We start from the raw sequence: 20,489 nt of genomic DNA, 5'->3' as shown, positions 1-20,489 counted from the left end.
TAGATATAAAAAAAGTAACGCAGATTTGTAAAGTTTATGTAATTTTCTCAGATACTTGTACTATTTAACATTAATTGCATAGTTTTAGTATATATGAAAAAACTATAGATATGGGAAAAAGATTTATTATCTACGGACTTGCTGGTTTTTGTGTAGAGGTTTTATGGACTGGTTTGTTTTCTATGTTAAGTGGTGATGTAAAGTTAACAGGCCATACCTACATATGGATGTTCCCCATATACGGCCTTGCTGTTTTTCTTGAGCCCGTCCATAACAGGATAAGACACCTTCCAATTGTTATTAGAGGAGGGTTATATATGCTATTAATTCTTGTAGCAGAATTTGTTACTGGTATGCTACTTAAGTATACTATAGGTGTCTGTCCTTGGGATTATACAACTAAGCCTTTGCAAATTTACGGCGTAATCACCCTAGCTTATGGCCCCGCGTGGTTCGTTGCAGGTTTGTTATTTGAAAAATTTCACGATATGCTTCTTATGGTTCAGCGTAGCATCACTGAATCAAAGGCATAAAAATAAGCTTTAATTAAAGCTTATTACCTCCTAAAAACCCTAGATTTCTATTAGGTTTTCTAATTTTATAGAAACCTTAAAGATATCTAGGGTTAATTAACTTATTTACTTCCTGCCACTAACAATAATTAAAGTTACAACAGTAAAGTCCCAAATAGTTTTTCCTTTCTCTATCATATCAATTCTTTTTTCAAATCTATTTTCAATTAAACTTCTTAATTCTTCAATATCTTCCTTTGGAAGTTTATAAGGAACCTGTCTTATGCCTATTTCTAAAGCCTCTAATTCCATAGCTCGTTCTGACTCTATAATTGCAATTCTATCCTGCTGATTATTTCTACAGTCATCTACACAAGTTGGAATAGCTAAGGCATCAATTTTAATATGGTGAAACCCTAGCTCCTCAAATAGTAAAGGAAGTTCAATTGGTTTTAGCTGATATTTATCTACCTCTCTATTTTTATCTTCCGCTTCCCAATATTCATCTATAACACTCCATAGTTCTCTTTCTCTTTGGCTAATTTGTGGCCCTTGTTTAGATAGTGCTCTTATAATTTGTTTATGCATTACACTAATTACAGATACTGTTCCCCCTGGTTTGCAGATTCTTTTTTGTTCTAGTAAAAATTCCTTGTTAGGTACGTGCTCTATTACTGTATGAGAAGCACAGGCATCTACCGAGTTATCTTTTAAAGGAAGCTTTAATGCATCTCCTTCAATATAGGAAATATTATTTATTCCTAGAGCCTTTGCTTTATCTTTTGCATATTCTATAAATTTTGTATCTATATCAATTCCAATTATTTTGCTCTGTTCTCCAAGCCATTTTGAAAATTTTCTTGTAAGGGTACCAGGTCCGCAACCTATATCAATCACTGTGATTTCTGATTTTAACCCTAGTGCCTCCATAAGTTTATCTTTATAGCAATCCTTAAACCTTATCTCTCTACTTAAATCTAAGGTCAAAGGTCCTTGCACACAATTTGACCATAAATTATTCACTTTAGTACCTCCATATTTTCTAAGTAACTTTAGAAAATTCTTTCAAAACCTAAGTAACGAGTTCCCTGAAAATGAAGCTTCCCCTTGTCTCCTTCAATTAGCATTCCATATTCACGTCCACTAACAGTAAGCTCCATTCTATCCCCACTTTCTACTTCAAAGGTCACATAATATGTGGTAGATGTAGTATGGTGTACTTGGTCCCCATTATTGTGATTATGGTGAGTAACATTTTCCCTTTTTCCAACTATCTTTGCATTTACAGTAAGCTTTGGCTGACCATTGTTATTACTCCACTCTTTTACACCAGCGATTGCAGCTACTATAAAAGATCCTATGACAACTACAAAAATTATAATGAAAAAGATTGGGAAAAGATTAAACATAAAATCCATTGTAACCTCCTAAAAAGTTTTATTATATTATACGCAGTATACTTGTACTTAGTACCCCATATTAGTAAAATCCTGTTATTATAATCCACACAGAGTTTATATTAATTGAAATACAAGAAGTCCTAGCTCCCACCTGTGCTAGAAGCTGAAGTTAAGAATTAATTGCTATTTAACTTAACTTGTTTTCTTAAAACTCTTGAGAGATGAATAAAATATAACTTCATGTTGAAAGTCTATAAAAAAGAGTAAGGAGACTTCACTCCTTACTCTAAATTATTATTGGTGTTCACCAACATATTTTTGCTTATCAAGTTAAGCTCACTTATAAATCTTAAACTCATTGATTTATAAGTTATCTTTAACTCCGATTCCTTATAGGTTAATCCTCAAGATTTTCTTCTTTAACTATATTTTCTACAACTTCACTAATTAAATTTTTATCTTGAGAAATATTTTCTATAACTTCTTTGACTGAAGTTTTATTTTCAATAGACTTTTTAGTTGCAAAATTATTTAATATATCACTAACATCTACTCCTGTTAAATCCTTTAGGACTTCAAAACCATTTGCCGCTACATCAGTTACAATTTTTGAAAGCTTTGAACCACCTTGGTTTCCACCATTATCAATAATTGTAATCTTATCTACCTGCTCCATAGGTTTTGCAACTGAAGCCATAATTTCTGGAAGTCTACTTACTATAAGTTCTACTACTGCTGCCTCGCCGTATTTTGCCATAGCTTCTGCAAGTTTATCTTTAGCCATAGCTTCTGCAAGACCTTTAGCTTTAATTGATTCTGCCTCAGCAAGTCCCTTGGCTTTAATTGCCTCAGCTTCTGCTTGAGCTTCAATTTTCCTAGCATCCGCCTCTGCTATTGCTTTAATTCTAATAGCTTCTGCTTCTGCTTCTGCTTCTTTTATTGCTCTAATTTTGCTAGCCTCTGCATTAACCTCAGTTTCATACTTCTTAGCATCTGCAGGTTTTTTAACTTCTGCAACAAGCCTTTCTTCAATAACTAAGGCATTTTTCTTAGCAAGTTCAGCTTGTTGAAGTGCTAAAAGGGATTGATTTTCAATTTCTTGAAGTTTATAAGCTACGTCAGCATTAGCCTTTGCCTTATCTCTTTCAGCACGGTAGCTTTCAACCTTTAATGATTTATCTCTTTCACTTTCAGCAATTTCTGTTTCAGCACTTAATTTTGCCTTTTGTCCTTCTCTTATAGCATTAGCTGTTTTAATTTCTGTATCTCTTTTTCTTTCAGCTTCAGCAATGTCAGCATCAGCTTTAGATTGTGCTATTTGTGGTTTTGCTCTATTTTCAAGGTATCCACCTTGAGTTGATATCTTAAGGATTGAATAAGAAACAAGTGAAAGTCCCATAGACTCTAGCTCTTTATTTATATCATTTTCAATCCTTGCCTCAAAAGCAGCTCTGTCTTCATTAATTTGTTCTACAGTTAAAGTAGAAACTATTCCTCTAAGCTTACCTTCTAAAATTTGCTCTACTATGTTGCTTATAACCTTTGTAGTATCTTGTGCTCCACCACTACAAAACTGCTCTACGGCCTTTAAAATGCAATCAGTATCATTTTTAATTTTAACTACTGCTGTACCTATTATATTAACAAAGATTCCTTGCTTTGAAGGTGCTTCATTAATATCTGTTTTAATTGAAATGTTTTCTAAAGAAATTGTACAAGAGGTTTCTAAAATAGGTATTAATATACCCCCTCTTCCTGAAAGAACTCTCTTTTTTAAACCTGTGATTACCATAGCTTTATCTGCTGGCATACGTTTCCAGAATAATAGTATTAAAATTAATACCGCCACTACTGGAATTGCATAAGGTAATACTTTACTTAAAATCTCCAAAATATATCCCCCTCTAATATTAAATTATTCCCTAATATAATTGTATATTGTTCTGAATTTTGTTTCAATGAGTATTTGGATAATTTTCTAAATACTCACATTTTACTTATTACACAAATAAAATATAGAGAATGTAACAAAGAAACTACACTAGTGGTAAACCTACTTTTGCATTTTCTTTCATATAAGTTGCTTATAATTTATTAAGTAATGCAGAAATATTACTGCAAATTATTTAATATATATAAGTTTTCTCTTCCTAGTAATGGTTGTAACTCATTATATCTTTTAACTCTTTTCTTACTTTCTTTCTAACTTCTTTATTTTTAGGGTGGCAAATAGTAATTACTAAGGGCACTTCCATTCCTTTCGGTATCTTCAAATACTTTTTAATTTCTTTTTCCTTAAACCAGCCAATAATACAAGTCCCCAGTCCTTGTTCTGCCGCTGCAAGGCAAATGTGTTCAGTAGCAATACCTATATCCGTAATGCTGTAATCCTTTCCCTTAATAATTCCCCCTATTTTCGAAGTAATATTAGGCTTTTCAAGTACTACCACTATAAAAGCTGGTGCTTCTAAAGCAAATTTATTCATACGAATAACTGGGTCATAAACCATTTTGGCAACATCTTCTACTGCTTTATCCTCATCTACTAGGATAAACCTCCAAGGCTGAGAGTTACAAGCTGAGGGTGCCATTCTTGCAGCTTCAATACAAAGCTCTAGCTGTTCTCTTTCAACCTTTTTATCTAAATACGCTCTAGTGCTTTCTCTTAACTCCACTAACTCTTTAAAACTCATAATATTCCTCCAATATAGAATTCATTAAAATACCTTTGTTTACTTATATTATAACAAAAGTTTTCCTGGTAATTTGCACTTTGAAACTTTATCTACTGTTTAAATTTATATGAAAATAGTATAAACTATATTTATGTTTTTAGAGTCACTTAATATTCTCTTTAGATAATAGCTTAAACATATCACTATAGGCTTCTAGGATAAATTTTATTTATCCATCTCTAATAGCCTTGAAGGTAGTACTGTAGATTTTATATAAGTTAAGTTCTGGAGCACTTTTCCTTATAGTAAGATGTATCAAATTCAAAGTAAATATTGTAGTGTGATTTTAAAACTAATTTTATAATTTGGTCACCAGATTTTGAAAATAGAGAACCATAGGAGGAATAACAAATGAATAATATTTTAGAGTTAATTAAAGACAGAAGAAGTGTAAGAAGGTATCTACCTGAACAAATAAAAGATGAGGAATTAAACTTAATTCTTGAAGCTGGTATCTTTGCACCAAGTGGTCATAACGATCAACCTTGGTATTTTACTGTTATTCAAAATAAAGAAGTATTAGATGAAATTAACGTTAAATCAAAAGAACTTATGAAAAAAGCCTCTACTGATTGGATTGTAAAAATGGCTGAAAATGAAAAGTATCATATTTTACATAATGCACCTACTACAATTATAGTATCTGGTTTAGAAACTAATAATAAAGAACTTCCATATTGCCCTATGGCTGATTGTAGTGCAGCAGTTCAAAATATGCTTCTTATGGCTCAAAGTCTTGGAATTGCTTCTTGCTGGGTAGGCCTTACTACCTTTTTATTCGAAAACCAAGAGGAAGTTAAAAAACTTAATATTCCTGAATGCTACAAACCACAGTTTGCTGTAACCTTTGGATATTCTGCAATAACAAAAGAAATAAAGCCATTTCCAAGAAGAGAAAATGTAGTAAACTTCATAAAATAATATTTTAAAAGGCTATGTTTTAAAGGGCATAGCCTTTTAAATTTGTTTTTTTATTTACAGCTTTTAATTTAATCAATAATTTAATTAAATTTCTGAAAATAAATTTGCTTTTTTTTTCTTATTATGCTATACTTAATAGATTAACAGGGAACATAATTAAAAGATAATTGTTATGTTTCACTTAGGAGGATTTTTAATGAAAATTGGTACAGTAAAATGGTTTAACTCAGAAAAAGGATTTGGATTTATTGAAGTTCAAGGAGAAGACGATGTTTTCGTTCACTTCACAGCAATCCAAGGAAATGAAACTAGAAAGAATTTAGAAGAAGGTCAACAAGTTCAATTTGAAGTTGAAAAAGGACCTAGAGGAATGCAAGCTACTAACGTAGTTAAGCTATAATTGTAATTAATAACATTTATATATAGTATGCAATACTTACAGAATTTTTAATTCTGTTATAATCTAATTTATATAAGTTGCTTTAATGTGAAAATTTAATATGGAAACAATATAACAACTTATATACTTCATGTTTCAAATGTTTTGCCACCCGTAAAAGGGTGGTTTTCTGTCATATAAAACTAGTTATTCTTTATGATATCTTCATTTATATAACCTCCAATAATCAAATTTTGCGCTTAAAAGATCTTTACCTCTCATATTAGGCACTTCAAAAAATATATAATAAAGGGGCTTATGCTAATGCAAAGAAATTATAACATGAAAAAAACAATATCAATTAAAAAATTCATTGTAGAATCTGGTGAAATCTTTTCTGATTCTATAAAAAATAGATTGTCAGATTTAGAGGTTCGTTCAGTACTAACAAGAAGAGATTATAAAAATGTTTTAGATATTAAACATGTTGAGCATCTTCAATACCCATGTTCTTGCGAAGACAACTCAGATTCCAGCACTAAAGAGTATTCCTATGGGGAATTTATTACAGTGGAGGATGCTTTATATTACTCTAATAATTACTTACAAGGACCAACTGTAGTTAAAGCACCTATTGTTGACACAATTTACAACAATTTAAGTAATGAAAACTCCATAACTTTCGAAGGAATTGAAGGAAAACAAATTAATGATGATAATATAGATTACGTTATAGATACAATTTTATCAAACTGCCCAGATGTATCTCAACGGTATAAAGACACTATTGCTGAAATAGATAAGTGTGCTGCTACTAAGCTTAATCGTATTTCCTTTAATAACTAACTTCCTTTATAACCAGTGTTTGTTTTTTATGTATCTATAATCTTTCATTTTGCCTATACTAAATGTTGGTTTAAGCTTTGCAGATTATCTAATCAAGTTATCCCATAAATATAAATTGTTTTACTTTCTTTAACTTTTTTATTACAATTAGAAAAACCTACGGGCAAGTGTTTTCACATTCTGCTTGTAGGTTATTTTCTATTAGTTAATTTAATTTTTGCTACTTATAAAAGGGTTATAAGTCATATATGCATGATTTTCTGTAACATACTCATCCTCTATTAATTCGTTATAGACATTAAAAACCTTCCTGAATATAATGTTATTTCTTATATAACCACCAAATAATCCAGTTGTGATAGCATGGTCCTTTTCATAAACTTCATATTTATACCTACAAGGTTTATTACTTCTCCATTGTCCTAAAAGCTTATCACCTTTCACCTCAATAATCAATTGATACTCACTGTCTGTTCCATTATATATTTGAAGATCCAAATAATTGTAAGAACAAGTTGCTCCTGAACCAAAAGGTTGAGTTCTATTAGAGTCCGGGAATACATCATGACTATGCCTGTATCTTTCTGTAACCTTAAGAGGTGTATGAAGGGTCATCCAATAAATTAAATTGGAAAGCTGACAAAGACCACCTCCCACTCCTGAAGTAAAGGTTCCATTTGGGCATAATATTACCCCATCTAAGTATCCCTTTTTGTAAGTAGGTTTGCCTATAAGCTTCCAGTAGGAAAGGGTCTCACCTGGTTTAATAATAATTCCACTTACACAGCTTGCTGCTAGCCTTAAATTAGTAACCTTATTATGTTGTAGCTCCATATCCACATCCTTCAGCTTTCGAAGAGTTGGTGTGCTATGTGTAAATACTAAATAAGGTTTTAACTCCTTTGATAGAAAACTAGCATAGTTTTTTCTACTAAAGTACCATTCTTTATACTTTTTTATAGTGTAATATTTTTTCCCTAGAAATAATCTTGCTTTAGATCTTTTTATAGGCTTTTTTTCCTTATAATTCATTTTTCCTCCAATAGAATCATTAAACACAAAATAAGATTTGTTACTTTTTATCAGAAATCACGAGAAAAAAAGTGGCTAAAGGGCCAAGAAATATTGATAGAAGAAACCAATTAAACCCAGACCGATTTTTACCTTGAGCTAACCCTGCGTTAATTAACGCTAGAGTTCCCCAGCCCACATAAAATTCCTTATTCATCTGCTCCCCCTTTGTACTAATAAAAATATTAATTAATACAATTATATAACTTAAATCAAATTTATTGTACAAATATTCAAATATTTGCATAATACTTTAAGTAATTTTCATAAAGAAAAAAAATAAAGAGAAGAAATTCCTTCTCTTTACTATGTTTCTCTATACTACTCCTTGACCTATCATTGCATCTGCAACTTTTATAAAACCGGCAATATTTGCTCCAACTACTAGATTTCCTGGACATCCACATTCTTCGGCAGAAACCATGCTCTTTTCATAAATGTTTTTCATTATATGCTTTAATTTATCATCTACTTCTTCAAAGGTCCATGCCATCCTCATGCTATTCTGAGACATTTCAAGAGCAGATACTCCAACGCCACCAGCATTACTTGCTTTAGCAGGAGCGAACAAAATTTTGTTCTCCAAGAAGGCATCGATAGCTTCTAAAGTAGAAGGCATATTTGCCCCTTCCCCTACTGCTTTTACGCCATTTTTTATAAGTGCTTTTGCTGAATTTATATCTAATTCATTTTGAGTTGCACAAGGAAGAGCTATATCACAAGGAATATTCCATATCTCTCTCATATTCTCATGGTATTCTGCTTCTGGATGTTCCTTCACATATTCACTTATTCTCTTTCTTTCAACTTCTTTAATCCTTTTTACAGTTTCAAGGTTTACTCCATTTTTGTCATAGATATATCCATTAGAGTCGCTACATGCTATAACCTTACCACCTAGTTCTGTGGCTTTTTCCATAGCATAAATAGCTACATTTCCAGATCCAGATACAATAACTCTCTGTCCATCAAAGGACATATTATTGCTTTTTAACATCTCTTTTGTAAAATAAACTAATCCGTAACCTGTAGCTTGCTTTCTCGCAAGACTTCCCCCAAAGGTTAGCCCTTTGCCAGTTAAAACTCCTGGCTCATATTGTCTTGTTAGCTTTTTATACTGCCCATAGAGATAACCAATTTCTCTTGCTCCAACACCAATATCTCCTGCAGGAACGTCCATATCTACACCAATATATTTATAAAGCTCTGCCATGAAGGCTTGACAAAATCTCATTATCTCCCAATCTGATTTTCCTTTAGGATCAAAGTTTGCTCCACCTTTTCCACCACCAATAGGAAGTCCTGTTAGTGAGTTCTTAAATATTTGCTCAAAACCTAAGAATTTAATTATGCTTAAGTTAACTGATGGATGAAATCTTAAGCCACCCTTATAAGGTCCTATGGCACTATTAAATTGAACTCTATAACCTCTATTTACTCTTACAATACCATTGTCATCAACCCATGGAACTCTAAACATAAATACTCTTTCAGGTTCAACTATTCTTTCAAGAATACCCAATTTCATGTATTCAGGATGCTTATCTAATATACACACTAAGGATTCTAATATCTCCTTAGCTGCTTGATGAAATTCCTTTTCAAGGGGATTGTCACGTTCTAAGTTGCTTAGCACCTTACTTACATATTCCCTTGCACTCATAGCCATTATTGTATTCATACTTATATCTCCTTTAGACTAAAATTACCGCACTATTATTATATGTAACTAAGTATTATTTATAACTTATTCCTTGGATGACTTTTCAATATTTCTTCTGTAACGATTTTACTGGAATTTAAAACTATTGAAACACCTGTACCAGGGTGAATAGAATCCCCTACAAAGTAAAGATTTCTTATTTTTTGTGACTTTATACTTGGCCTAAAATAATTTGTTTGAGTAAGTGTATGACTAAGTCCAAAGGATGCACCTCCGTAGGAATTATAAGAACTCTTCATATCCAAAGGGGTGAAATATTTTTCAACTTCAATATTATCTTCTATATCTTCTAGTCCTTTTATCTTTTTCACTGTATTAATAACAATATTTCTAAGTTCACTAATTCCATGAGAATCCCAGTTAACCCTCTCGAATAATAGGTTAGGTACTCTAAGCATGATGTTAATCACTTCTTTTCCCCTAGGACATACACTATCATCAATAGTACTTGGACAATATATATACAGTGATGGTTTATCAGGGAGTTCCCCCTGAAATGCAGCTTGAATATTCTTTTCAAAAGCTTCTCCAAGATATAGATTATGTAAATTTAGAGTAGGATATTTCTTTTTAAGCCCTAGATAAATCATAAAGGTACCACAAGAATACTTCATATTTTCAATTCTTCTATTCTTATATTTTGCCTTTGCTTTATTATCTTTAATTAACGTTTTCATGGAATAAGAAAAATCTGCATTACAAATTATAATATCCCCTTTAACTTCTTCTTCATCAGTACTTACTCCAATAGCTCTATCCTTTATAAATAAGATTTCTTTTACTGGAGAATTCCTATGTATCTTCCCGCCAAATTCAATAATAATTTTCTCTAGTGCTTTTACGTATGAATACATCCCTCCCTTTAGATACCACAAACCATAAAGTTGTGATACTGCTGGAACAAGAGTGTATATGTTAGGTCCTTCATAGGGAGATATACCTACATACATAGCTTGGAAACAAATATACTTCACTAACTTTTCATTATCAATAAAACTTGTTGTATATTTAAATGTGTTTGAAAGGGTATTGGTCTTTATAGCCTTAGAGATTGTTAGAGGATTAAAGAAATCAATAAACCTTGTAAAAGGCTTCCTTAGAAAATATCTATCAGCTATAAGATATTTTTCATAAGAGTGTGCTAATAGCTTAATAAAAGAAGCACTATCTTTAATTGATATTCTTTCTAAAGTAGGAACAAGCTTAGTTAAATCACTAGAGAAGTCATAAGTAGTTTGGTCATGATAAAATACTCTGTAATTTGGGTCCAATTTTATAAATTCTATATAATTTTCACAAACCTTGTTAACATAAGTAAATACCTCTTTATAAATTTGTGGTGTCATTAATATGGAGGCTGTGGTATCAAAACTAAAGCCTCCACTTTCAAACCTATTAACTTTTCCACCAATAGTAGCTTCCTTTTCATATATTTCTACATTATAGCCCCTGCTAGCCAATCTTGCCCCAGTGGCTAGCCCTCCTATTCCAGCACCAATAATTATTGCTTTACTGTTCAAATTTCTCCATCTCCTCAAAGACTTTTAAAAATATCATTTCCTGAAACAACCAGTTAGTCATAAAACATCTTATATAAATAGCTGATAAACATTAGGCTGGTAAGCTCCAGATTTTTACCAAGTTATAAAACCTCTTATTAAATAGCCATAACTTATCTATTAACCTCCAAGGGTTATGTCTTGTTCTTCATACCAACTTATAGCATCATAAAAATGTTGTGGCTTAAAGTCTGGCCAGTACTCATCTATAACGTAAAAATCAGAGTATATGGATTGAACTGGAAGAAAACCACTTAATCTTCTTCTTCCTCCCCAACGAATTATTAAGTCCACCCTTGAAATGTCATTGGATTGGATTTGATTAGCTATATTATTACTTTTAGAGGTGGATTTTTTAAGTTCATCTAAATCCCATTTCCAGCTATAATTAACTAGAAAATTCACTTTAATACCACCTTTTCCAAAAACCTTTCTTGTAGTATATGGGATTAGCTCCTCTGGAAACATAGGAGACCTTGTATTTCCTATAACTAATAACTCTGCATCTTCATTAGCAAGAATCTTAACTGCATTAATGCAGGCTTCTGTGAAAGCTTCCCTTTGTTCAGTTGGTCTTTTAGTATTATCAACAGTGAAGCCATAGTAGGTCACTTCTTTTACTCCTGCACTTTGGCACAACTTAAATAGAATTAACCCTGGATCAATTCCTGCCACATACCCCTTTTCTCTTCCAAATCCTTTGTTTTCTGCCCATCTTCTATTGCCATCTGGAATTATTCCAATGTGATTAGGTACTCTCATAAAATCCTCCTAATATCTATACGATTTCTTTTATTTCGAATTGATAAATATTCCCTTAGCTATAGACTTATGTCTAACCCTTGTAGCATCAGCTAAATCTAATAGTTATCTTAATTTATAACGTTGTTATCTTTATAATTATTGACATGTTTATAAGAAGTAATCACAAATGATTTTTACTTTACAAAACTTTTCATGGGGAAATGAGTTTTTCTGCTCCCTACAATCAGATTTACAGCATAAAAAAATACCTTAAAGCTTTTTAACAGCCTTAAGGTATTTTGGTGCGTCATCAGGGGTTCGAACCCTGGACCCCTTGATTAAGAGTCAAGTGCTCTGCCAACTGAGCTAATGACACAAATATATGGTGCGCCATCAGGGGCTCGAACCCTGGGCCCCTTGATTAAGAGTCAAGTGCTCTACCAACTGAGCTAATGGCACACAAGTTTTAAATACAAATACATTGTACTACTTAGATACATATATGTAAATAACTATTTTAATATCTAATATATGGATTTTTATTTATTGATAAAATAAATGTTTAATAGTATCGTTTTATAGTTTTTTATGTAGCTAACCTAGTTAAACTATTCCTTCTGAAAATAGTTTCCTAAAATAAGCATTCTTAAAAATTAATAAGCATAATAACCTCCTGCAAGCTTATCAATTATATTTTTTTATACATAGAACTTTGAGTTTCTTTATCAATATAAGTATATAATAGCCCACAGAATTAACCTTAGTAGGCTTAATTCTGCGGGCTATTTTAGTTCTTATTTAAATCTGAAATGAACTTTAAAAAAATTAATATTAGAAATTTTATTGTACTTAATTCCTATTTCAAAGTGAAATCCTACTCATATCTTAAAGCTTCAATTGGATCTAAATCTGCTGCTTTCTTAGCTGGATAAATCCCAAAAAATATTCCAACCGCAGAGGAGAAAATTATTGTTCCTATAATAACCGTAGGAGATACTACTGGGGTAATATTAGCAAAGGTTCCAAGTCCATAAGCTAAAGTTATTCCTAGTATCATCCCAATTATTCCTCCAATAAGGGTAATGATTACTGACTCAGTTAGAAATTGAAGTAAAATGGTTTTAGTTGTAGCTCCAATGGCTTTTCTAATCCCAATTTCCCTTGTACGCTCTGTTACTGACACCAGCATTATATTCATAACCCCTATGCCTCCAACAATTAAGGATATAGCTGCTACAGCTCCAATAAAAGCTGTAAAGATTCCAAGAACTTTATTAACTTGGTCAAGTTGTTTTAAAACATTCTCAGCTTTATATATTTCTCTTTCTCTATTTCCATGTCTATTTTCTAATAACTTTATGGTGGTAATTCCTGCAGCTTCTATATTTTTTTTATCATCTGAAGTTATCATAACACTACTAATCAAAGTGTCATTTGGAAATAGTTGCATTACAAAACGTGTTGGAACATAAGCCATTACAGGCATATTTTCATCACTCATACCAAAGGTATCAAATTGACTTTTACTTATCCCAATAATTGTAGCTTTCTTCGTACCAGTTTTAGGCCCAACAGTTACAACCTTACCTACTGCATCCTCATAACCAAATAAAGCCTTTGCAGAAACTTGATCAATTATAGCTACTGCTTTTCCTTCTAAGGTTTCACTGGCATTATAATACCTTCCATAGAGCATTTCAATGTTTTGAAGCTGCTTTAGGTCCTCACTTCCACCAATTAGAACAACGGATTTCGATGCCTTCTCAGAAATTATACTACCTCTCTTTTGTAGTACAGGAGTAGCATACTTTACCATAGGAAGTCTTTCTTTAATCTGACTTACATCCTCTTCAGTAATATAATCACTAGTGCTAGCATTTGCAGTCCTTACGCTAATAGTAACACTAGAAGAACCAATTTTCTCAAACTCACTGGTTATAGTTTTTTGTCCTCCCTGACCAAGAGAAACAATAGCTATAACTGAGCTGATTCCTATAATAATTCCTAGCATTGTAAGAAAGGATCTCATTTTATTTGCTATGATACTATCTAGGGCCATTTTAAAGTTTTCTATAAGGTTCATGGTATCCCCTCCTACAATAAAATTCTATTTTTCACATTTTCATCGGAAACTATTTCTCCATCACGAAAACGTACAATTCTCTTTGTATATTGAGCTACATCTGGCTCATGGGTAACCATAATAATAGTAGCTCCCTCATTATTTAATCCTTGGAATATCCGTAGAATTTCTTCTGTAGATTTAGAGTCTAAGTTTCCTGTAGGTTCATCGGCCATAATAACAGAAGGATTATTTACTATTGCTCTAGCAATGGCAACCCTTTGCTTTTGACCTCCTGAAATTTCATTTGGCTTATGTTTAACTCTATCTTCAAGACCAACTCTCTTTAAAGCAAGAAGGGCCTTTTCTCTTCTTTCCTTTGGTGATACTCCTGCATAAGTCATTGGAAGCTCCACATTTTCAAGAATAGTCATTCTTGGTAGAAGATTAAAAGCTTGAAAAACAAATCCAATTTCCTTATTTCTTATACGTGCAAGTTCATCATCCTTCAGCTGAGAGATATCCTTGTTATTTAACAAATATTTTCCACCATCTAATTTATCTAAGCACCCTAAAATATTCATGAGAGTAGATTTTCCTGATCCAGAGGGCCCCATAATGGAAGTAAATTCTCCTTGTTCAATTTTAAGGCTAACACTTCTTAAGGCTGTAAATTTTAGTTCACCAGTGGAATATATCTTTACTAGGTCCTTAACTTCAACCATAACTATTCCTCCTTCTGACTTTCTATAACCTTATCTCCATCTTTTAAATCTGTGGTATTTAAAATTATTGCTTCATTTTCTCCTAAGCCTTCAACTATTTGCATTTCTGTATCTGATTGAAGCCCAACCTTTACTTCCTTCTTTTTTGCTAAGCCACCTTCAACTACAAATACAAAATTCTTTCCATCCTTTTCAGTAACCAGTGCTTCAATTGGAACTTTTAGCGCCTCTGCCACAGTTCCAGTTAAGATATTTACATCTGCCTGAAAGTCTACTTTTAACTCTGGCGCAGGTTCTAGCACATCAATATCTGCACTTAAGTTTCCTTCACTGCTTCCACCTACTGCTACCATTGCTGCATTTCCCTGCTTACTTGCTGATGGGCTAATAAAAGCCACTTGGCCACTGTACGCCTTATTATTATTTTTTATTTCAGCATTTTGTCCTACCTTAACTTTTTCTGTATCAAACTTATTTAGTGAAATTGTTAATTTAAGGCTATTTAAATCTTGAAGAGTTATTACTGCCATATTTGGAGTTGACATTGCACCTACTGTTCCACTTAAAGAAGTAATTACACCATCAAAGTCCGCCACTATTCCATCTTTCACTGCATTAAATTTACTTTGAACTGCTTCTAAGGAAGTCTTAGCTAGAGCTACTGAATTATCTAATTGCTTTAACTTTTCAGAAGATGGAATTTGTGCTTTTAATTGATCTCTTGTAGCTTTTAATTGCTCAACATTATTCTGGGGATTAGCATTATTTTGTAGTGTGCCAATTACCTTATTTAAATCTTCAATGTTAGTTTGAAGCTGAGGATTATTTTGCAGCTCCTTAATTATATCTTCTAACTGTGCAGTACTATTGTTGGTTTGATTACTGGTGCTATTTTCGAGTTGTTTAATTAACTTGTTTAGTTCTGCAACTTTTCCTTCTAAATTATTTTTTTGATTAACTATATCCTGCTTTTGTAACACTGCGTTGTTATGCTGGATTTCTGCCTGTTTAAGCTGAACATTTAAATCAGATGTATCGTAAGTTATAAGAGCATCACCCTTTTTAACAGCATCTCCAACTTTTACATTTACTTTATTAATTTTAAGCCCACTTCCAAAGTATTCTTTAACATTTTTAGACTTCACTGTACCAGAGGTAGCTAGGTAAGAGTTTAACTCTCCCTTTTGAATCTTATGTAGGGTAACTTCTTTTCCTTTATTTCCTTTTGCCTTAAAAGCTATTCCTCCAAATATTACAGCAAGCAATATTATAACTGCCGTTATTACTAAACCTTTTCTCTTCATTTTCAAATTCCCCTCACTTAATTTATTGGCATGCAGCCAACTAATTTCTAGATAACTTAATTGCTTATGATACTTGACTTAACTAAAATCAATTTCCTAATATTTTTTTATAGGATTACTTCAAAGCATGGTATTAAATTAAACTTTAGGTTAAATCACTTTATAATACTTGCTTTACCATGTTTCATGCAACCTAATTATTTCTACTTTTTCCTTCAAGTACTTCCTTTAGCATTTCTAATCCGTCTATTATTTTTCTACACTTTTCCTTATTACAGTTACTTAAAAGTTCTTCAAAATAACTTTTTATTTTATCATGAAACCCTACATTTATATTTTCAAATTCATCAGTAAGCTCTACTCTTACTACTCTTCTATCCTTTGCATCTCTAACTCTTCTTACTACATCTACTTTCTCTAATCTATCAACTATACCAGATACAGTACTGTTGGATAAATTTACTTTTTCACTTATCTCGCTAATCTTCATGGACTTTTTATTGCATAGTACTCCTGCAACCATAATTTGTGGTGGGGTAAGTCCTAGCTCACAAAAATGTTCTTTAAAATTATCTTGAATTAATGAATTTATATCTCTTAGAAGCTTAGAAACAGCTTGTCCGTTGCTTTCCTTCATCCTATAACTCCTCCTACTTTATTGTAAAGTTCCAAACAGTCCATATACTATAGGCTTATATGCTGGATTTTATTATATACTTCTTTAAAAGCCTTAAGGAAACTAGGGTAAACTTTACATATAAATTTAGTCTTAATTCTAGTTCCTATAAAAATATTTAGTAAATATATTTTCTATAATAATATTTCGCATACGAATATTTTCTATACATATATTTTCTATTATAAAGGTTTACTTATATTAGTCAATAATTATTATTAGTTTATCTATACAATTAAACATTATTGATGCTATAGAAGTATTGGCTTCTACTAATCCAGTTGCTATAGATAAAACTTGTGTTACTGTAATTGATAAAGTAATAGAAAAACTGTGTATAGAAGAGATAGTAGAACCTTACAATATGGCAAAAATTGAATTAGCTCTTTAAATTATCACATTATAAACCTATAAATGGATAAAAATTTAACGTCTTTAAAATAAATGCCCCCTGTCTACTTGACAGGGAGCATATGAAAACTTCAATTGTACCCACTATATATTGTTTATTTCAACAATTTCATACTGCCTTGACCCCAGTCCAATTTTTTCTGCATGTTTAAGGGAAGCTCTGCCTTTTTCAAAAAGCTTTTGTCCGCTATTTTTCTGGATTAAGTCTAAACATGCTGCATCTAAGGCAACAGGATCTTTTCCAGCAAGAATACCAATATTTGCAGCAATTGGTTTCATGGCTGTACCAGCACAATCGCACTCCTTGGTAATATTGTGGACGAAGGTAATGTATATGATGTCCTTATCTTTTGCTGCTCCGTAGGCATACTCTGAAAGCTTTTCAAAAAAATGAGACCCTCCCCAAGTGTTTTCAATTGCTCCCTGTGGACAAACAGCAATACATCCTGCGCAACCAATGCACTTACTCTCATCGATTACCGCAACATCAGAAGTTTCAATGGCATTAAAGTTACACTTATTCACACAAATACCACAAGTTATACATCTTTCAGCATCTACCTGAGGGGATATACCTGAATGCTGCTCTAACTTTCCGCCTCTAGCAGCAAAGCCCATAGCAAGCTGCTTAAGTGCGCCTCCAAAGCCTGCTTCTGCGTGTCCTTTGAAATGGCTCATAACAATAAACTGTTTAAACATTCCATAGCCTTTACCTATTTTACATTTATTTATATATTCTTTATTTATTTCTACTTCATTATACTCTGTTCCAATATCTCCATCTGCTATTATAATTGGAATTTGTGTGAAGCCATGCTCCTTTGCTGTTTCAAGATGAAGCTCTGTAGTAGTTCTTGATCCTCTATATAATACATTAGTTTCGATATAAGCTGGAGCTACTCCATTTTCCTTTAAATAATTTATTGTTTCATCATAGCATTTTGCTGGAATAAAGGTTTTGTTTCCTTTTTCTCCAAAGTGAACCTTTATAGGTACTTCTTTTTCAAACTTATGTCCAGTGTCTAACACTACCTTTTTCAATAGCTCCAAAGCATCTTTTCCAAGCTTATTATAATCAGACTCTGAATTTTTAATAAAATATACTTTACTCAAATTAACAACTCCCTTTATGTAAACTTCTTATATATTTAAAATATTGAACTGATTTATGTATAATTAATCAGTTCAAAGTGTATTCTATTCTTATTTTTCAAAATGCTCTTCAAATTATAACACCCATGGATATTCACTACTTTATCCAGGTTTCTAACCTGTCTTTGAATATGACCTAAGCATTTAATTTATACTTCATCTACTTGATACTTATAAAGATTAATAGCTTAAAGCCTTATGTAGGTAATTATTACAAGTATTAATTATTATTATATCTCAAGTAATTTAATAATACCAATATCTAAAAGTAGACTTTCACAAACTACTATCTACTTCATTTTATTTACCCCTTTCGTCATTATTGTGCATATTTAGATGAAAAATATAATAAAAACTGAAAATTTGCACATATAGTCTATTCAACTTAGCATAATTTTTGATATCATGGTATAGTAACAAATTTTCAACTTATATTAAGTAATTATATAAAGTTTATAAATATATAATTAAATAGACCGATAATTATAATGGGGAGGTGTATTTTTAATATGCATTGTTCAAAATGTGGAGCTCAACAAAATGATGATGCTAAATTCTGTAGCAACTGTGGGAATAACTTCAATAGTGAAGCTACTAGTTTTAATCAGCCAAATCAATTTGCAGGGTCAACAAACTATTCAAATTTTAATAGCACTAATTTTAACTCTCAACCTATGAATCCTAAGGACAACCCATCTAATTTTGCTGGGGTAGTTTCTTGCTGTTTTCCTATTGTTGGACTTATTCTTTATTTTTTATGGAGAGATGAAAAACCAAATAGCTCAAAACGAATCTGTTACTGGATGATTGGTGGAATTGTTGCATATGTAGTAATTTATATAATATTTTTAGTAATGGCATTTTCATTTTCATCCGATATATACTATTAAAATTCTATGATGGATAAGCTTTTACACTACATGTTTTTTTGCCATAGATTACCTGAAAGATCTTTTTTTATAAAAGGAAAACAATTCCCTATTTGTGCCCGTTGTACTGGCATTCTAATAGGCTACTTTTTAGGATTATTATGGTTAATTATAGGTTATTCAAGTAATATTTTTATGGTACTTATGTTTTTCATTCCTTTATTAATTGATGGGGTAGGTCAATATAAAGGCAAATGGATTAGTAATAACCCAAGAAGATTTTTAACTGGGATTCTTGCCGGTATGGCTACTATTCTACTTGTAAGATCTATTGCCACCCTTGGATATTCCCATGGGAAAGCTGTAAAGCGGTTAATTAGTTCTTAAAATACTTTTGAAATGCTAATGGGAATTTGAGTCATATGACTATTTTATATTAGATTCAAAAGGAGCGTTTTAAGATATTTAAATGGCTAGTTTCTTAGTTATAAAATGACAAAAGAACTATTTCTTCACAATTTAAATGAAGAAATAGTTCTTTTTATAGGAAACCAAATTTAAGGCTTACCTTATACCTTACCTCTACCTTGGTTCCCTTAAGGCCTTTTGATGATGAAAAAATACATACTCACCTCAAAAGCCTATATTAAATTTTATTTTTTCTTCTTTAAAGTTGATCTTAATCCAATTTCAGTTTTATTTTTTATCTTTATCATATTACTCCAATGTTTGCTTATGGTGAGCAAGGTAAGTAAGAAAACAAGCATGGTACATACCATTGGATAATTTATAAACGTAAGAATAACTGCTACAATATGAATAGCTATTGTTCCAATGACTATATAATCTGTAATTACTGTGATTAAGATTATAGTAATTCCCATTAAAAGTCCAATTACTGGATTGATCCCTAAAAACACTCCAATAACTGATGCGGTTCCCTTTCCACCTTTAAAATTCATGTAAATGGGAAAATCATGGCCTATTATTACTCCAAAGCCAATAATATATAAAAGTATTATATTGTAATGTAAAATATACCTTCCTACTAGTATAGCTAAAGTCCCCTTAAGTATATCAATAAGTGCTGTAATAACCCCATATTTCCATCCAAGAACAACTGTGGCATTGGAAGCTCCTGAATTATTAGAGCCGCCACTCCTTATATCTATTCCTTTTATAGCCTTTCCTAAAATGTAAGCAGGATGCACTAATCCAAAGCAATATCCAATTAAAAGTGAAATGAAAATATCATAAATAACCATATTAGACCTCCATTATAAACTTCTAAAGCAAAATTCCATTCTAACATCTTAGAAAAAACTGAAGTCTAAAATATTAACTTTAATATTTTATAACTTAAAAATTCATTTTATATAGCAAAGATAATTTGTTTTATT

The 20,489-nt window shown here is 31.6% G+C and carries 22 protein-coding genes and 2 tRNA genes; 7 read left to right on the top strand and 17 right to left on the bottom strand.

Annotated elements, in window-relative coordinates; translation table 11 throughout:
* Positions 1 to 110: 110 nt before the first annotated feature.
* Complete coding sequence (locus tag B3040_RS14130) at positions 111 to 533, top strand: putative ABC transporter permease (protein WP_291574444.1); 423 nt, start codon at positions 111 to 113, stop codon at positions 531 to 533.
* A gap of 105 nt (positions 534 to 638) precedes the next feature.
* Here B3040_RS14130 and B3040_RS14125 read toward each other — a convergent pair whose 3' ends face one another.
* The 4 genes from B3040_RS14125 to B3040_RS14110 all read right to left on the bottom strand — a co-directional run bounded on the left by B3040_RS14125 (position 639) and on the right by B3040_RS14110 (position 4,605).
* A complete protein-coding gene (locus tag B3040_RS14125) occupies positions 639 to 1,535 on the bottom strand; it encodes a class I SAM-dependent methyltransferase (protein WP_291574442.1) in 897 nt (298 codons plus the stop codon).
* Between the two features lie 29 nt (positions 1,536 to 1,564).
* Positions 1,565 to 1,930, bottom strand: coding sequence for a DUF2500 domain-containing protein (locus B3040_RS14120; protein WP_291574440.1), 366 nt, complete (start codon positions 1,928 to 1,930; stop codon positions 1,565 to 1,567).
* Between the two features lie 379 nt (positions 1,931 to 2,309).
* Positions 2,310 to 3,803, bottom strand: coding sequence for a flotillin family protein (locus B3040_RS14115; RefSeq protein ID WP_291574438.1), 1,494 nt, complete (start codon positions 3,801 to 3,803; stop codon positions 2,310 to 2,312).
* Positions 3,804 to 4,062: 259 nt separating this feature from the next.
* Positions 4,063 to 4,605, bottom strand: coding sequence for a nitroreductase family protein (locus B3040_RS14110; protein ID WP_291574436.1), 543 nt, complete (start codon positions 4,603 to 4,605; stop codon positions 4,063 to 4,065).
* A 393-nt stretch (positions 4,606 to 4,998) separates the two neighbouring features.
* Here B3040_RS14110 and B3040_RS14105 point away from each other — a divergent pair, with 393 nt between their 5' ends.
* The 3 genes from B3040_RS14105 (at position 4,999) to B3040_RS14095 (ending at position 6,793) form a co-directional block, all read left to right on the top strand.
* Positions 4,999 to 5,568, top strand: a complete 570-nt coding sequence (locus B3040_RS14105) for a nitroreductase family protein (RefSeq protein WP_291574435.1) — start codon at positions 4,999 to 5,001, stop codon at positions 5,566 to 5,568.
* A gap of 196 nt (positions 5,569 to 5,764) precedes the next feature.
* Positions 5,765 to 5,968, top strand: coding sequence for a cold-shock protein (locus tag B3040_RS14100; protein WP_291574433.1), 204 nt, complete (start codon positions 5,765 to 5,767; stop codon positions 5,966 to 5,968).
* A gap of 321 nt (positions 5,969 to 6,289) precedes the next feature.
* Positions 6,290 to 6,793 carry a hypothetical protein gene (locus tag B3040_RS14095; protein WP_291574432.1) on the top strand — a complete coding sequence of 168 codons (504 nt, stop codon included), beginning with the start codon at positions 6,290 to 6,292 and terminating at the stop codon, positions 6,791 to 6,793.
* A 210-nt stretch (positions 6,794 to 7,003) separates the two neighbouring features.
* Here the strand turns inward: B3040_RS14095 and B3040_RS14090 are convergent, their stop codons facing one another.
* From B3040_RS14090 to B3040_RS14040, 11 genes are all read right to left on the bottom strand, one after another.
* Positions 7,004 to 7,825, bottom strand: coding sequence for a VanW family protein (locus B3040_RS14090; protein WP_291574430.1), 822 nt, complete (start codon positions 7,823 to 7,825; stop codon positions 7,004 to 7,006).
* A 40-nt stretch (positions 7,826 to 7,865) separates the two neighbouring features.
* Positions 7,866 to 8,021 (bottom strand): hypothetical protein, encoded by a 156-nt coding sequence (locus tag B3040_RS14085; protein WP_291574428.1) that lies wholly within the window; start codon positions 8,019 to 8,021, stop codon positions 7,866 to 7,868.
* Positions 8,022 to 8,180: 159 nt separating this feature from the next.
* Entirely contained in the window at positions 8,181 to 9,527 is a 1,347-nt protein-coding gene (gene gdhA, locus B3040_RS14080; RefSeq protein WP_291574612.1) for an NADP-specific glutamate dehydrogenase, read from the bottom strand.
* A 77-nt stretch (positions 9,528 to 9,604) separates the two neighbouring features.
* Positions 9,605 to 11,107: a phytoene desaturase family protein gene (locus tag B3040_RS14075; RefSeq protein ID WP_291574426.1), complete on the bottom strand. Its 1,503-nt coding sequence runs from the start codon at positions 11,105 to 11,107 to the stop codon at positions 9,605 to 9,607.
* Positions 11,108 to 11,266: 159 nt separating this feature from the next.
* The gene (locus B3040_RS14070; protein WP_291574424.1) at positions 11,267 to 11,908 is read right to left on the bottom strand and encodes an undecaprenyl diphosphate synthase family protein; all 642 of its coding nucleotides are present in this window, start codon (positions 11,906 to 11,908) and stop codon (positions 11,267 to 11,269) included.
* A 282-nt stretch (positions 11,909 to 12,190) separates the two neighbouring features.
* Positions 12,191 to 12,266: transfer RNA gene (locus tag B3040_RS14065), tRNA-Lys, on the bottom strand.
* A gap of 7 nt (positions 12,267 to 12,273) precedes the next feature.
* Positions 12,274 to 12,349, bottom strand: a tRNA-Lys gene (locus B3040_RS14060).
* Between the two features lie 415 nt (positions 12,350 to 12,764).
* On the bottom strand, positions 12,765 to 13,973 hold the full coding sequence (locus tag B3040_RS14055) for an ABC transporter permease (protein ID WP_291574421.1): 1,209 nt from the start codon (positions 13,971 to 13,973) through the stop codon (positions 12,765 to 12,767).
* 11 nt (positions 13,974 to 13,984) lie between these two features.
* Positions 13,985 to 14,677, bottom strand: coding sequence for an ABC transporter ATP-binding protein (locus B3040_RS14050; RefSeq protein WP_291574418.1), 693 nt, complete (start codon positions 14,675 to 14,677; stop codon positions 13,985 to 13,987).
* Between the two features lie 2 nt (positions 14,678 to 14,679).
* Positions 14,680 to 15,981, bottom strand: coding sequence for an efflux RND transporter periplasmic adaptor subunit (locus B3040_RS14045; protein ID WP_291574415.1), 1,302 nt, complete (start codon positions 15,979 to 15,981; stop codon positions 14,680 to 14,682).
* 193 nt (positions 15,982 to 16,174) lie between these two features.
* Positions 16,175 to 16,618 carry a MarR family winged helix-turn-helix transcriptional regulator gene (locus B3040_RS14040; protein WP_291574412.1) on the bottom strand — a complete coding sequence of 148 codons (444 nt, stop codon included), beginning with the start codon at positions 16,616 to 16,618 and terminating at the stop codon, positions 16,175 to 16,177.
* Between the two features lie 301 nt (positions 16,619 to 16,919).
* Between B3040_RS14040 and B3040_RS14035 the strand changes: the two genes are divergently transcribed.
* Positions 16,920 to 17,048, top strand: a complete 129-nt coding sequence (locus B3040_RS14035) for a hypothetical protein (RefSeq protein ID WP_291574409.1) — start codon at positions 16,920 to 16,922, stop codon at positions 17,046 to 17,048.
* A gap of 104 nt (positions 17,049 to 17,152) precedes the next feature.
* On the opposite strand, the gene B3040_RS14030 is transcribed toward B3040_RS14035, so the two are convergent.
* Positions 17,153 to 18,181 carry a DUF362 domain-containing protein gene (locus tag B3040_RS14030; RefSeq protein WP_291574407.1) on the bottom strand — a complete coding sequence of 343 codons (1,029 nt, stop codon included), beginning with the start codon at positions 18,179 to 18,181 and terminating at the stop codon, positions 17,153 to 17,155.
* A 548-nt stretch (positions 18,182 to 18,729) separates the two neighbouring features.
* Between B3040_RS14030 and B3040_RS14025 the strand changes: the two genes are divergently transcribed.
* Positions 18,730 to 19,110 (top strand): zinc-ribbon domain-containing protein, encoded by a 381-nt coding sequence (locus B3040_RS14025; RefSeq protein ID WP_291574405.1) that lies wholly within the window; start codon positions 18,730 to 18,732, stop codon positions 19,108 to 19,110.
* 30 nt (positions 19,111 to 19,140) lie between these two features.
* Positions 19,141 to 19,476: a DUF2085 domain-containing protein gene (locus B3040_RS14020; RefSeq protein WP_291574403.1), complete on the top strand. Its 336-nt coding sequence runs from the start codon at positions 19,141 to 19,143 to the stop codon at positions 19,474 to 19,476.
* Positions 19,477 to 19,742: 266 nt separating this feature from the next.
* Here B3040_RS14020 and B3040_RS14015 read toward each other — a convergent pair whose 3' ends face one another.
* Complete coding sequence (locus B3040_RS14015; protein ID WP_291574401.1) at positions 19,743 to 20,354, bottom strand: glycerol-3-phosphate acyltransferase; 612 nt, start codon at positions 20,352 to 20,354, stop codon at positions 19,743 to 19,745.
* Positions 20,355 to 20,489: the final 135 nt, after the last annotated feature.

The sequence above is a fragment of the Clostridium sp. UBA4548 genome, from assembly GCF_002387895.1.
GTDB lineage: Bacteria > Bacillota > Clostridia > Clostridiales > Clostridiaceae > Clostridium_J.
The sequence above is the reverse complement of the archived record's forward strand: the minus strand, read 5'-3'. Positions and strand labels throughout refer to the sequence as shown.